The following is a 14,299-nucleotide window of genomic DNA, read 5'->3' on the forward strand; positions in this document are numbered from 1 at the left end:
GAAATCGCTTACAAAAAAATGCATAAACACGGCCATCCTTGTGTGAACAGCGGGCTGTTCGCCATTCCGCTGTTCACATGGATGACCTTATGGATCTATATGCTGGCGTTCCTTCTCGACTCTTCCCATGCCTTAAGACCAAGGGCAAGAGCACCATAAAGTCCAGCTTCTTGCCCCAGCCCGGGAGTAACAATGTACGCTTCCATTCGTTTCGTAATCTCTTCGGCCTGTAGGTAACCATTCAGGCTGCGCTTCACTTCATCCTGGATGAGAGGCAGCAGCTGTCTTTGCTGCATGACGCCGCCTCCCAGAATTACTTTCTCCGGTGAATTCATCAGAATTGCAATAGTTACGGCCTGCGCGATATAGTAAGCTTCGATGGCCCAGGCCGGGTGGTCCATCGGCAGATCCCCCGCCTTTTGGCCCCAGCGATCTTCAACTGCCGGACCAGCGGCCATTCCTTCCAGGCAATCCTGATGATAGGGGCATCTGCCGGGATAAGGATCTGCCAAGTGGCGTCTCACCGGTATATGACCGCCTTCGGGATGAACGAGGCCGTGAACCAGCTCTCCGCCCGAATAGATGCCGACGCCAATCCCAGTGCCAATGGTATAATACATGCAGCTCTGCAATCCTTTAGCTGCCCCCCATACGCTTTCGCCATAAGCAGCGGCGTTCACATCCGTGTCCCAGCCAAAGGGAATATCATACTGACTTCGCAGCTGGTCTAAAAAGGGATAATGTGCCCAGCCTGGCTTGGGGGTCGTCGTGATCGACCCGTAACGGCGATCGCCTGCTTTGAGATTAATCGGGCCAAATGTACCAATGCCGATGGCCTCCACTTTTGTATCTTTGAAGTAAGCAATCACTTTGGGCATCGTAATATCGGGATGTTCGGTCGGGAAGCTGATCCGATCTACTATCTTCCCTTCTGGGGTACCGATGCCGCACACCATTTTGGTACCTCCTGCTTCAATCGCTCCAATACGCATCGTTCACTTCTCCTTGTCAGAATTGTCACCGTCAGAGTTTATACAGACAGATCATAGATCCGGAGTACAGGGATCATAAGCTGACAGTCTTCTGCGGCTAGTGAAAGGCCTGTCGCAGCAGCCCCCGGATAGATCAAGTCTGTGAGCACAGACTCTCCGCCATTGACAAAGACCTCCACAGAAGACCGGTCCACAAAGATCCTTACTTCAATTCGTCCGTCTCCGCGACTTACACTGGCAGAATGTCTGCCGGAAAATTCATCATGAAAGCCAATCAATCCAGAACGGGTGCGATCAATATAAATTTCTGAATCTACTGAACGATATCCAATGATCGTCTCATGCCCTTCGCCTACCCGGACCTTGATGTCAGCCGAATGGGAAGCGTTCAGTTCTGCCTCAATCTCATAGCTCTCCAGCCGGAGCCCTGATAATTGTTCTGCCATCTCTTCAGCGGTCATAGATCTGAGACTAAGAACGGGCTTCCGGTATGCGGACAACTCAGCAGCTGGCTGCTGAGCCAGTTTCACTTCTCCTTCGATTGTCCGCAGGGCAAGCTCCCTGACCAGCGTCATCGCGCCTCTCCATCCCTCTGTCGGTGTCATATTGGCGTATTTCCAGTTACTCATCCAGCCGATGAACAGCCGCCGGCCATCCTCCTCCGGTACGTCTGACCAGCTCACCCCCGCATAGTTATCCCTGCCGTAATCGAGCCAGCGGATCTTCTCACAGGATAAAACATCAGGAACAAACTGCCGGCCGTCAAAGTCCCCTGTGAAATACTGAGTCCTGGAACCTTCAGGATAGTCCGCATGATCCCCAATACTCACGAGCATCACCCACTTGGTCTGGTCCTCAGCCCCGTCCACCGGAAGCGGGAACAGGTCTGGGCATTCCCATACACCTCCATGAAAGCCGATGCCCTCTCCAAATTCACTCGACAGACTCCAATCTTTAAGATTCGTTGAATGGTACAGACATACGGACTGGCCGCATGCCACAATCATCACCCACTGGGAAGTTGGTGCATGCCAGAACACTTTGGGATCACGGAAGTCAACAAACGTTTCATGCCGGAGCACCGGGTTTCCTTCATATTTGATCCAGGTTCTCCCCTGATCCTTGCTGTAAGCTAAGCTCTGGTACTGAACCGCATGCGGCCTTTGCTGTCCCTCAGCATGATGAGTAAAGATCGCTACAAGTCCAGGCTCCTCCTCGAAGAAACCCGTTGTATTATGCCAATCCACGACTGCACTGCCCGAGAAGATCATGCCATGCTGGTCAGGGATGAGGGCGATATCGAGTTCCTCCCAGCTGACGAGGTCCCGGCTGACGGCATGTCCCCAATGCATGGGTCCCCAGGTCAACCCGGAGGGGTGATATTGATAGAAGAGATGATATTCTCCCTTGAAATAGACCATGCCGTTCGGATCATTCATCCAGTTCGCCTTGGGCGAAAAATGGTAACTTCCGCGGTAATTCTGATTTGCAATTGTAGACATTGGTAATCTCCTTCATGAATAATTTCAGCCTGCTCGCGTTTTACTCCGCGTTCCGGTCATACCCGGCCTGTTTGATCTTCAGCCATTCCTGCAGCCCCAGACGATCAAGCTCCTTGAGATAGCTGTCCCACTCCTGGTCGACTTTACCGTTCTGGTACCATTCCGTGCGCTTGCGTTCCAGATAGGCGAACATATCCGTTTCAATCGTAGACAGGCGATCCAGTTCATCAATGGAGAAAAAGACTTTAGGATAGGTATTCTCTGCCTTCATATGCGGCACCATCGTCTCTTTCAGCAGCTTCAGTCTCCAGGCTGCATCATCCGGCATGGTTGTATATTTACCGTAATACTCATCCAGAATGGCCAGAGGACCGGCGATGCTTGTTTTTTGTCTCAGTTCAACCGGGGCAGTACCCTCCAGAGGCAGATGCTTCAGCATGCCCTTGGCTTCATCGAATTCAAATATATTTTGCTGTTTGGTGTCCCCGTAGGTCCCCCAGTTATCCTGAACCGATTGCAGCGGGTCATAGAGCTGGTCAACCCACTTGGCCGTGTCCTCCAGATGTTTGTTACTGCTGGTAATCACCATGCGTCCGCGGTCGAGGCCGATCCCGTTCGTGCGGGCAACATTAACTTCACCACTAGGACCTGCAAGCGGAGGCATGACATCATACGTATCATTCATTCCAGTAATATTCGATTTGTCCCATGTAAAATACACACCGTACCGGTTATCCTTGCCTTTGGCGAGATACGTGTTCCAATCCTGCTGGAAGGCTTCGATATCGATCAGCCCCTCCTGATACAGCTCGTGTACAAATTTGACCGCTTCCTTATACCCTTCATCGGATGCCGTGAAGACGACCTTACCATCATCCGTTACTACTGTATGGTCCCAATTCTCCCCCAGGCCGAAGGAAGCAAACAGAAATGCCAGATCTTCACCGCCCGGCTTATTAATGAATGACAGTGGAATTTCGTCAGCCTTGCCGTTTCCGTTCGGGTCCTGAGTCTTGAAGGCAATCAGCACCTTTTTGAGCTCCTCTGTCGTTTTCGGCATGGAAAGTCCCAGTTTTTTCAGCCACTCGACGTTAATCCAGGGAAGGTCATCGACGGACTGGATGCGTTCTTTCCCCGAGCCAAGTTCTTCAATCCATGGAAAAGAGTAAATGTGGCCATCCGGTGCTGTAATCATCTTTTTGTACTCCGGAGCCTGTTCAAGCACCTTTTTGAAATTGGGCATATGCTGCTCAATCAGATCTTCAAGCGGAATAATCGCCCCGTCTTTGGCTAATTTAAGCAGGTCATAATCACTGTAGCCGGCGTCAAATATAGCATCAGGCAGGTCTCCGCTGGCAACCGCCAGGTTGCGCTTTTCCGCAAAGACATCACTCGTGTAATTTTTCCAATTGATATGGATGCCTGTTTTCTCTTCCAGCCTCTGGTTAATCAGCTTCTCATTCGGATCTGCCGGTGCCAGCGGGGAGCTTTGGGTCAGAAAATTCAGAATCAGTTTGCCGTCCTCGGTCTTCTCCGCCTGCTTCTCCCCTCCGCCGCAGCCGGAGAGCAGCAGTACGGCGGTTAATGCAGTGAGAGGCAGCGCACGTGCAATACGTTTGGTCTTCTTGATCTTATTCATTGGATGACCTCCATCATGTAGGAATGAATAATGCACTTATATGTTCAGATAAGACCCTATTTCAGGGAACCTACCATAACACCTTTCTCAAAGTACTTCTGGAAAAACGGATACATAATCAGCAGCGGCAGACTGGAAATGACGATGGCCGAATATTTGATCATCTCGGACAAGCGTTTCAGTTCGTTCATTGCCAGCTGGTCGCTGATCATCCCAGGCGCTGCCTGATTCTGAATAAGGATCGACCGCAGAACGAGCTGAAGCGGCTGCAGCTTGGCATCTTCCAGATAAATCATGGCATCAAAGAAGGAATTCCACTGACCCACAAATGCATACAGCGCAAGCACAAAGATAATCGGTTTGGACAGCGGCAGTACAATCCGGAAAAAGATATGCATATCCGATGCCCCATCCACGTTAGCCGCTTCTTTTAATTCCTTTGGCACTCCCTTGAAAAATGTCCGGGACAGGATGATATTCCACACGTTCACAGCACCGGGTATAATCACCGCCCATACCGTATTGAGCATTCCTAGCTCACGGACCAGCAGATAGGTAGGAATCAGCCCGCCGCCGAAGAACATCGTGATAATAAACAGGGTCATGAACAGATTGCGTCCCGCAAGTCTGTCATCTGAAAGCGCATAGCCTGCGAAGACAGATACCATAACGGTCACCAGAGCAAATGCGGTGGAATAAAAAACCGAGTTTCCGAACCCCCGCAGCATCGCCGGGTTGGACAGGATTTTCTGGTATCCCTCCAGACTCCAGTCCGAGATCCGAAAAGACAAACCCTGGTTCAGCAGAACCGTCGGGTCCATAAATGAAGCAACCACAATGTATACCAGCGGGATGATTACGATCAGCACAGCCAGTGTCAGGAATACCCCGTTACAGAACAGCAGTATCCGGTCCAGCTTGGAAAGTTTGACAGCCATCACTTCCATTCTCCTTCCTTAGTAGAGTCCTTCGCCTTCGTTCAATTTTTTGACGATAAAGTTAACCGTCAGCAGCAGAATGACATTGATTACCGAATTGAACAATCCAACGGCCGCAGAATAAGCATAATCCCCGGACTGCAAACCGACCTTATACACATAAGTAGCGATGATCTCCGAGGCCGGAAGATTCATAGAGGTCTGCATCAGATAGGCTTTTTCAAATCCGATCGACATGATTCCGCCAGCCGCAAGGATAAATACAATAGCCATGATAGGCCGGATGGTCGGCAGGTCGATATGCCTGATCCGCTGCAGCAGGTTGGCCCCGTCCAGGCTTGCTGCATTGTGCAGCTCGGGATCCACGTTCGCTAGGGCAGCTACATAGATAATTGAAGCCCAGCCGGCACTTTGCCAGATATCAGAAAGGATGTAGATCCAGCGGAAATATTCGGGTTCTGACATGAACATCAGCGGTTCCCCTGTCAGCCAGGCTGCGATATGGTTCAAGGGGCCCGTCGGGGACAGAAAGATGAACAGCATACCGACAATGACGACGACCGAAATAAAATTCGGCGCGTACAGGAAGAGCTGGATATTTTTCTTGATCGTGGATTTGCGGATCTGATTCAGCATAAGTGCGAGCAGAATAGGAACCGGGAAGCTGAATATCAACCCAAAAAAGCTGAGTTTAAGCGTATTCATAAATATCACATCAAAGTTGGGTGAGGAGATAAATTTCTCAAAGTGCTTAAGCCCTACCCATTCACTGCCCATAATTCCCTTGATGGGGCTAAAATCCTTAAACGCAATGATGGCGCCGTACATCGGAACATATTTGAAAATCAGAGTCAGAATTAATGCCGGGGCGAGCAGGAGATACAGAAAATAATTCTTTTTTACAGACTCCAGCATCCGCCTCATATGTGTCCTTTGCGGCAGCACCCCCGTCCCCCGTTTGATCTCTGCTGTGTTATCCATACCTTGACCTCCATTCTTACCAAAGAAAGTATTAGACATCGTTTAGTAAAGGCTTTCATTTTTACTATTGCGTATCACTGCTTTTACAATTTATCAGAGTATGTAATCCTCGTCAATAACTTTTGTAAATAAATATTTGTGCAATTGACAATAAAAATATGTTCATTATGCTCAAAAACAGGTGATAAATGTAAAAACAGCCTCTTCCTTAGCTATATCCCCTTATAAATTTGTGCATTTGTAAACATGACATTGCAATTTGTAGAAATTTGATATACATTTGACGTATAATATCCTTGTATGACTTGAGCTTTGGCTTGTAAGAAATACGTTCGGACTAAATCGTTTTCAGAGGTGAACCCTTATTCATGTTGAAAGAAAAAGTCACCATTCAGGATATTGCCGATGCGCTGGGCATCTCCAGAAATACAGCATCCAAAGCTCTGAACGGCAGCGATACGATCCCTGCAGAAACCCGGAATAAAGTCATCAAGAAGGCTATCGAGCTGAAATATAAACAGTTTGCTTTTATGGAGACCGATAATCTCATTGCAAAGGCCCCTGGCAACATCGCGCTGCTGACCGCCAATCTGCCCAATACCTCCCACTTTGGTTCACGTCTGATCAGCGGTCTGGAGAAGAAAGTCAGTGCCGAAGGATACAATTTATCCATCCACATCGTGCGTGATGTCGACCGGAATTCGCTGCAGCTGCCGAATAATTTCGAGACATCCAAGGTAGACGGCATTGTGTGCATTGAGCTTTTTGATCCTGAATACAGCAAGCGGATTACCAGTCTGGGCCTGCCTACCATCTTCATCGACTGCGCCGCCGGGGTATCCTACCCGGAACTGGAGGCAGACCTGCTCTTGATGGAGAATGAGCACAGTACGTATCATATGACCACCCGATTAATGGATAGCGGCTGCCGGTCCATTGGTTTTGTGGGCGACTACAATCATTGCAAAAGCTTCAACGAGCGATGGGTGGGCTTCAACCGAGCCCTGATCGAGGCGCAAATCCCGCTCAACCTGGAGCAGTGTATTCTTAATCCGGATCAGGACTTTTTCTCGGAGTCTGATTGGATGGACCGGCGGCTGGAGCAGATGACACAGCTGCCTTCCGCATTTGTGTGTGCCAACGATTTTATCGCGGTGAATGTCATCAAGGCATTGAAGAACAAAAATATGAAGATTCCCGATGATATCGTGGTAGCCGGTTTTGACGACGCTCCGGAATCACGAATTGTTGAACCCCACTTGTCGACGGTCCACATCTACAGTGACGAGATGGGGATTACTGCAGCCAATATGCTATTATCCCGTATTCAGGAGCCTGATCTGCCGCATCAGATCACGCATATTCAGACCCAGCCTGTCTTTCGTGACTCTACGGCCAAGCCCCGGCAGTAAGCTGCAAGCACAAAAAAGCCCTGATCTTCATCAGGGCTTTTTGCATAATATATCCGAAACTAAAACGATTCCAGCGGTTTGTAGTCAAACCAGTCAAAGGACGCCGGGCTCCCTTGTCCTGCAGGACTGGTGGCAACCATGGCGATCATCACGCCGGTAAAACCGCCTGCAACTTCGGTAGACAGCAGATGGGTCTCTCCGGAGCCAAGCTCTACGGCTTCCGATTCCCCCTGCTGCACCGAGAAATGCAGCCACTCGGGCCGGGCCTTGATGCTCAGAACAAGTGGCCCTGCTTCGCAGTCCAGCTCCTGTTCGACCATAAGTGATCCTACCGTCCGGCGGAAGACCACCTTCTTCTGGCCATCCTTCCGCTTCACGACAAGCTCATAGTGGTACTTGCTGTTCATATAGGCGGCCAGTCCCGCTTCTTCACCCTCCTGCAGCGGCTCGTAATCCAGCGCAGCCGCGATGTCGGCCGAGAAATGGCTGAGACGGCGCCCTATAAAAGCCGGAGCAGCGGTGCTGCTCAGTGTATCCGGATTCCCCCGCAGTACGAGGCTGCCCGGCTGTTCCGTCAGGGACCAGCTCCCCGGCTTCGCATTGCGCAGTGTATTCCAGTCATGACCTAATACAGCAGCGTCAAAATCATCACGCACCGGTCTGGCAGGCCATGGTACCTTCGGCAGGTTCGGTCCGTCCATCTCAGGGTAAATATGCCCCTTCTCCCCGATGACCGGCCAGCCGTCCTCGGTCCATGTCACAGCGGCGAGGAAGGTTTCACGGCCTAGGTGATGACGCATTGGATAGGATACGGGGCGGATGCCCAGGCATACGGCCCACCAGCTTCCGTCTTCTGCCTCGACCAGATCCGCATGCCCCGTAGCATGGATGCGTGTCGGCATGCTGCGATTGGACAGGATCGGGTTATTGGTATAGGGCTCGAACGGGCCGTACGGCTCCTGGCTTCGCGCGATCGTCACCATATGGCCGTATTCTGTCCCGCCTTCGGCGAGCATCAGATAATACATCCCGTTCGTTTTGTACAGATGAGGAGCTTCAGGAGCCGCTCCCCCCGTTCCGCGCCAGATCAGTCGGCTCTTCGTCAGCTTGCTGCCTGTCGCAATATCAATCTCACATTGATAGATGCCTTCCCCCTCATCACCGTTGCAGGCCGTCTGGTAATAGATACGTCCGTCATCATCAAAAAGAATGGAAGGGTCAATTCCGCCCTGATCTACAAAAATCGGTTCTGACCAGGGCCCTTCAGGCTGCTGGGCGCGCACATAAAAATTGCCGCCCCCGCCTAAATTGGTAGTCGTCATATAGAACCAACCATTATGATAACGCAGGGTCGGAGCATATACGCCTCCTGAGTTGCCGGCACCGGTCAGCGGCAGCTGCTGTTCATTCGTCAGGCAGTGACCCAGCTGCCTCCAGTGAACCAGATCCCTGCTGTGAAAGATGGGTACACCCGGAAAATATTCAAATGTGCTTGTAACCAGATAATAGTCTTCTCCAACCCGGCAGATGCTCGGATCGGGGTGGAAGCCTGAAATTACGGGATTGCTGTATTTCATCTTTACTTATCTCCTAGTCGTTCCATAGTTTAACTACATCCTGGACATATTTGGTGAAGCCCTTCTCCATTTTCTCGACGCCGGCACTGATCAGCTGCTGCTGATATTCATCCCACACCTTGTCGAAGTCCTCAGGTTTAGCCATGACCGCCTGCGGAATCCATTTCCACGTAATGTCCTGCATTTTTTTCGCCAGAATATTCACTTCATCATCACTTGGCACTGCGATGTTCCAGGCTGCGCCCCATTCTTTTAAAGGGAAATCCTTCTCATTCGGGAACAGATCCATCCAGGTCGTTGCTCCGTAAGCCTTGAGCGTCTCTTTGTCAGCATCCGTATAGTTATCCACGATTTGTTCCGGGAAGTTCTTCGTGTAGTAGTTGCCTGTGGAGTCCTTCACACCATCCCCATAGTGAGCGCCGATATTGCCGTAGAGACCGATGCCCGATTCTTTGGTGAATGGAATGTTATCGTTGATAATGCGCTTCTGTACATCTTCCGGTACAACCCGTTTGCCGTCCTTGATTTCATACTGCTTGCCCTCAATGCCCCAGTTATTCAGGATCTGCCCCTGCTCGGAAGCCAGGAAGTCCAGAAACTTGATTGCACGCACAGGGTCCTTGCAATTTTCAGTAATACCTACACCCCAGCCGGCCATAAAGCCTGTCGACTGATAGCGGTTGTCTTTATATTTGTCGGACAGCATAACCGAATAGTGACCGTAGGTCTGATCGTTTTTGCCGGCACTCTTCAGCGCCTTTTCCCCGTCCGAATACCCCCAGTCTGCATCAATCAGTCCTATCACACGACCTGAAGCGATTTTGGCCAGATACTGATCGTTCTTCTGCACAAAAGTGTCCTTATCCAGCAAACCGGTGTTATACATATGGTTCAGCCACTGGAAGTATTCCTTCTCCCCCTCCGTACGGAAGTGATAAGTCGCTTCATGCGTTTCCGGATCAATATAATACTCGCCGTCCCCTGATTTCCCTGTCGTCTCCGCAGCCGGGTTCGTAACCGTAATAGACATATGCCAGTCATCTGCATTCAAGGTCAGACCGATGTTCTTGTTGCCCTTCTCATCCGTCGGATGTTTCGCAAGATAGTTTTTGATCACGTTCTCATAATCCTGCAGTGTCTTGATCTCCGGATAGCCGGCTTCCTTCACCGCACGATGCTGCAGCTCGAATCCCGCACCAGCCACAAAATTGACTCCATCTACGGCCGAATAGGTAGGAATCACATAAATCGAGGGATCCTCATTGCTGTAACGCAAACGTTTGATCTGGTCACCGAACAGCTTCTTGAGGTTAGGCGCGTGCTTGTCAATCAGATCGGTCAGGTCGATCATAGCCCCCGCATCTACCAATTTGTCCAGATCACCCTTGGGACTGATCAGATCCGGATAGTCGCCGCTGGCCGAGATTAAGGCAATCTTCTGGGACGGATCGGCCACTGCAAATTCGGCATTCAGCGTTACCCCCGTCTGCTTGGTGATTTCCTTCCCAACATCGTCCTGCATGTTATTCCAGTTAGGATTGGCGTCTGCCCCAAAAAAGGAAAAGCTGACCGGAGATGTATCATTTGCGTTGTCTTCTCCGGTGGCCCCTTTATCCGGGCTGCTGCTATTGCTGCTGCCGCAGCCAGCCAGTAAAGTTACGGAAAGCGCGAGCACAACAGATAACTTCGGAATTTTTCTTTTCACCATGAATCAGAACCCCCTGCTTCAATTTAATTGAACTAAGCTTCATTCCCGCTGAATCATCTGTCAGACTGTTGAATGCGTTTGCAATTCATGACGGGAGCAGTATTTCTTCCCCTATTGTAGGGGTCTCTGCCTACACTAGCCTTGATTTTCCGGTCTTGGAATAGCATGATATAGACATTCACTCTCAATTGAAGCATTGGAGGAGATCCTTTTGAGCAACGCTTATCTGAATTGGTTTACCTCGGATCCGCAGTTTCCGTTCTTCATCCAATATGGCGGGCATGACACCGATACCGAGCTTCACCATCATGTTGACTTCACCGAGCTTGTGATCGTGCTGAATGGCACTGCCACTCATATCGTGAACACGGAGGAGTTCTTCGTGAAGAAAGGTAACGTATTCGTCATTAACGGCGTTACGCCGCATGCGTATAAGGATCCTCATGACTTTAAAATATGCAATATTATGTTCCGTTCCCAAATGCTAAACACCGCCGGCCCGGATCTGCGGATCTCGAATGGTTATCAGGCCTTGTTTGTCCTGGAACCGTTCTACCGGAATATCCATGCCTACCAGAGCAAACTCAGCTTATCCATCCCCAGTCTGGAATACGTTTCTTCGCTGATCTCCGATATGATTAAGGAATACCATGACCGCATGCAGGGCTATCAGACGATGCTCGTATCACGTTTTATGGAGCTGGTAGTGTACCTGTCGAGACAATATGACAAGCAGGAAAATGGCGTCGACAGCAGCATGATGCACCTGGCCAATGCCGTCTCCTATATTGAGGATCATTACCTCAAGCCCTTGTCCCTGGAGGAAATAGCAGAGCAGTCCAATATTTCAGTAAGGCACCTGAACCGGATCTTCCGTTCCTTTTATCAGATTTCACCTATCTCTTATCAGCACCGTCTGCGTCTGGAGCGCGCCTGCACCCTGCTCACGACGACCTCGCTGACAATTACGGAAATTTCTCATGAATGCGGATATAATGACAGCAATTATTTCACCCGCCAGTTCACCCGAAACTTCGGCCTTTCCCCGAAGGCATACAGGCAGCAGCGCGGATAAACCAAAAAAAAGAAGCATCGACAGTCGTCGACACTTCTTTTCCCCCTACTTCACTGCCTGACCCGTAGATTTACCTTTATTTAAACTTCTCTCCGAAGCCTTCAGTTGAGCGATCAGCTTGTCGCCCTCCACATCCAGATTCGGGAGCAGGCGGTCGAGCCACTTGGGCAGCCACCACGCTTTATCCCCGAATACAGCCATCAGCGCAGGAATCAGCGTCATACGGACAATAAAGGCATCGATCAGGATGCCAATCGCAAGCGCAAACCCGATCTGTTTGATCATGATATCATCGGTGAAAATAAAACCAGCAAAGACAGATACCATAATCACCGCAGCGGCAAGAACGACACGGCTGGACTGCTCATAACCGTGAATGACGCTATCTTTACCTTTATGCCCATGGACATAAGCTTCGCGCATCGAGCTGACAAGGAAAACCTGATAGTCCATAGCCAGGCCGTACAGGATACCTGTGACCATGATCGGCATAAAGCTGAGCAGCGGACCGCCGGTGTCAAATCCGAAGAGGGAATGAACCCATCCCCACTGGAATACAGCCGTGGACATGCCGAATGTCGCAAGCACACTGAGTACAAAACCCACGGTTGCCTTAATCGGAACGATGATAGAACGGAATACGAGCAGCAGAATAATAATAGACAGAATAACAATAATGCCAATATACAGCGGAAATGCCTCTGCCAACTTCTCCGACATATCGATGTTAATGGCCGTTACCCCGGTTACTCCGATGGACAGGTTGTTCCCTAGAGCTATATCCGATTTCGGATCTCGAATTGCCTTAACCAGATCTTTGGTCGCTTCGTCATTGGGACCTGACTTTGGAATAAGGCTAATAATCGCCATATTCCCGGATTGGTTAACGCCCATTGGAGTAACAACAGCAACGTCCTCGTATTTCTGAAGCTCTGTCACAACATGGCCTAGCAGCTCCGGGGTCACCCGTTCAGAAGCGTTGTTGGTCTCTGCGACCAGGATCATCGGGCTGTTATACCCTTTGCCGAACCCTTTGGCTACCGCATCGTAGCTCTGACGGGCGGTCGTATCGAGATTAGCCGTCTCACTCGAAGGAATCCCCATATTCATTTTGGCTACAGGAATGGCTGCCGCACCTAGTATAACGATCGCACCCAGGATGACCAGAATACGATATTTTAATACACCCTTCACCCAGCGGTATGCAAATCCATGACGTTGTGTCGTCTTGGCACGCCCGCTGTTCTTCGCACGGCTCTTGGCTGAAACGATACGTTCACCAACCAGACCCAGCAGGGCCGGCAGCAGGGTAAGAGCAATCAGCACATTAACCAGTACGCTGGCTGCGGCAACCAGTGCCATGGTCGACAGAAATTCAATCCCGATGACCAGCATGCCGCAAAGAGCGACAATAACAGTCATCCCCGCGAAGAATACGGCGCTGCCGGCCGTACCAACCGCCCGGCTGGCCGCCTCACGGGCACTTAATCCTTCATCCAGTATCATACGGCGCTGCCGGTTCACAATGAACAGGGAGTAATCGATCCCGACGGCAAGTCCGACCATGACGGCCAGAGCCGGTGTAATGTCGGTCATGGTGATAAATTTGGATACCCCGAAGGCGCCGCCGACACTAATGGCTACACCCAGAAGCGCGCTCAGCAGCGGCAGTCCGGCGGCAACCAGAGATCCAAGCGTAATGAACAGCACGATCGCTGCGACGACGACCCCGATGATCTCGCCAGCACCGCCCAGACTGAATGCCCCCTTAAGCGTGTCACTAGGCAGCACTGTAATGCCTGAGTGGTTATCACCCGCAGCTTGAACCGTATCCAGGACAGAATCAATGACGGATGCGGGCACCGATTGCTGCTGCACAGTAAATTGGAACTGGAACAGAGCAACGCTGCCATCGGAGGAAATCAGCACACCAGGCACGGGTGCTCCGTTCACGATAAGCGGTCCGTAGGGTGCGGCTGCAGCCCCTGGACTCTGCTGACCTGCTTGAGCGGAAGCCTCTGCCCCTGTACCTTCAGCAGCTCCTTGAGCAGCAGCGGCCTCGTCCGTTGCCGCCCCGGCGGCAGAAACTCCAGCTTGGGCGGCCAGCTCGGCCGGATTAATGACATACTCCTGATTATAAACTTCGTTAACAGCCTTGCTGAGCCGGGTTACGCGCTCGGGCGTGTCCAGCCGCTCTCCATCAGGAGCTGTGAAGACGACACTCGCCTGTCCGCCCGAAGCTGCGGGAAGTTCTTTGGCCAATTGATCCAGAACTTTCTGTGCTTCCGTGCCCTCAATTTTCATTTCCGAGCTTGCATGTATTCCATTAATGCCAATCATCGCAACGACAATACCCAGGATGGCGACCCAGCTTACAATAAAATACCATGGTTTGTTAAAAGCTGATTTAGCTGCTTTGTAAAGAAAGGTTGACATCCGGTAGGTTTCTCCCCTTTATATGTAAAATTCAAACTC

The 14,299-nt window shown here is 50.8% G+C and carries 10 protein-coding genes; 2 read left to right on the plus strand and 8 right to left on the minus strand.

What is annotated here, in order from left to right:
* Positions 1-95: 95 nt before the first annotated feature.
* Genes Q5741_RS20355 through Q5741_RS20375 form a run of 5 tightly spaced genes read right to left on the minus strand, consistent with a single transcriptional unit; the run spans position 96 to position 5,995 of the window.
* Positions 96-992 carry an ROK family protein gene (locus Q5741_RS20355; RefSeq protein ID WP_305025947.1) on the minus strand — a complete coding sequence of 299 codons (897 nt, stop codon included), beginning with the start codon at positions 990-992 and terminating at the stop codon, positions 96-98.
* Between the two features lie 38 nt (positions 993-1,030).
* On the minus strand, positions 1,031-2,494 hold the full coding sequence (locus Q5741_RS20360; RefSeq protein WP_305025948.1) for a glycoside hydrolase family 32 protein: 1,464 nt from the start codon (positions 2,492-2,494) through the stop codon (positions 1,031-1,033).
* A gap of 40 nt (positions 2,495-2,534) precedes the next feature.
* Positions 2,535-4,133, minus strand: coding sequence for an ABC transporter substrate-binding protein (locus Q5741_RS20365; protein ID WP_305025949.1), 1,599 nt, complete (start codon positions 4,131-4,133; stop codon positions 2,535-2,537).
* A 56-nt stretch (positions 4,134-4,189) separates the two neighbouring features.
* Entirely contained in the window at positions 4,190-5,071 is an 882-nt protein-coding gene (locus Q5741_RS20370) for a carbohydrate ABC transporter permease (RefSeq protein WP_305025950.1), read from the minus strand.
* A gap of 18 nt (positions 5,072-5,089) precedes the next feature.
* Positions 5,090-5,995 (minus strand): ABC transporter permease, encoded by a 906-nt coding sequence (locus tag Q5741_RS20375; RefSeq protein ID WP_305025969.1) that lies wholly within the window; start codon positions 5,993-5,995, stop codon positions 5,090-5,092.
* Positions 5,996-6,420: 425 nt separating this feature from the next.
* Between Q5741_RS20375 and Q5741_RS20380 the strand changes: the two genes are divergently transcribed.
* Positions 6,421-7,464, plus strand: a complete 1,044-nt coding sequence (locus tag Q5741_RS20380) for a LacI family DNA-binding transcriptional regulator (protein ID WP_305025951.1) — start codon at positions 6,421-6,423, stop codon at positions 7,462-7,464.
* A 59-nt stretch (positions 7,465-7,523) separates the two neighbouring features.
* Here the strand turns inward: Q5741_RS20380 and Q5741_RS20385 are convergent, their stop codons facing one another.
* Positions 7,524-9,041 (minus strand): glycoside hydrolase family 43 protein, encoded by a 1,518-nt coding sequence (locus Q5741_RS20385; RefSeq protein ID WP_305025952.1) that lies wholly within the window; start codon positions 9,039-9,041, stop codon positions 7,524-7,526.
* A 13-nt stretch (positions 9,042-9,054) separates the two neighbouring features.
* Positions 9,055-10,749, minus strand: a complete 1,695-nt coding sequence (locus Q5741_RS20390; protein WP_305025953.1) for an ABC transporter substrate-binding protein — start codon at positions 10,747-10,749, stop codon at positions 9,055-9,057.
* 211 nt (positions 10,750-10,960) lie between these two features.
* On the opposite strand from Q5741_RS20390, the gene Q5741_RS20395 reads away from it, so the two are divergent.
* A complete protein-coding gene (locus tag Q5741_RS20395) occupies positions 10,961-11,824 on the plus strand; it encodes a helix-turn-helix domain-containing protein (protein ID WP_305025954.1) in 864 nt (287 codons plus the stop codon).
* A gap of 45 nt (positions 11,825-11,869) precedes the next feature.
* Here the strand turns inward: Q5741_RS20395 and Q5741_RS20400 are convergent, their stop codons facing one another.
* Positions 11,870-14,260, minus strand: coding sequence for an MMPL family transporter (locus tag Q5741_RS20400; RefSeq protein WP_305025955.1), 2,391 nt, complete (start codon positions 14,258-14,260; stop codon positions 11,870-11,872).
* Positions 14,261-14,299 lie beyond the last annotated feature (39 nt).

Origin of the sequence: Paenibacillus lacisoli (assembly GCF_030580655.1) — a bacterium.
Classification (GTDB): Bacteria; Bacillota; Bacilli; order Paenibacillales; family Paenibacillaceae; genus Paenibacillus; species Paenibacillus lacisoli.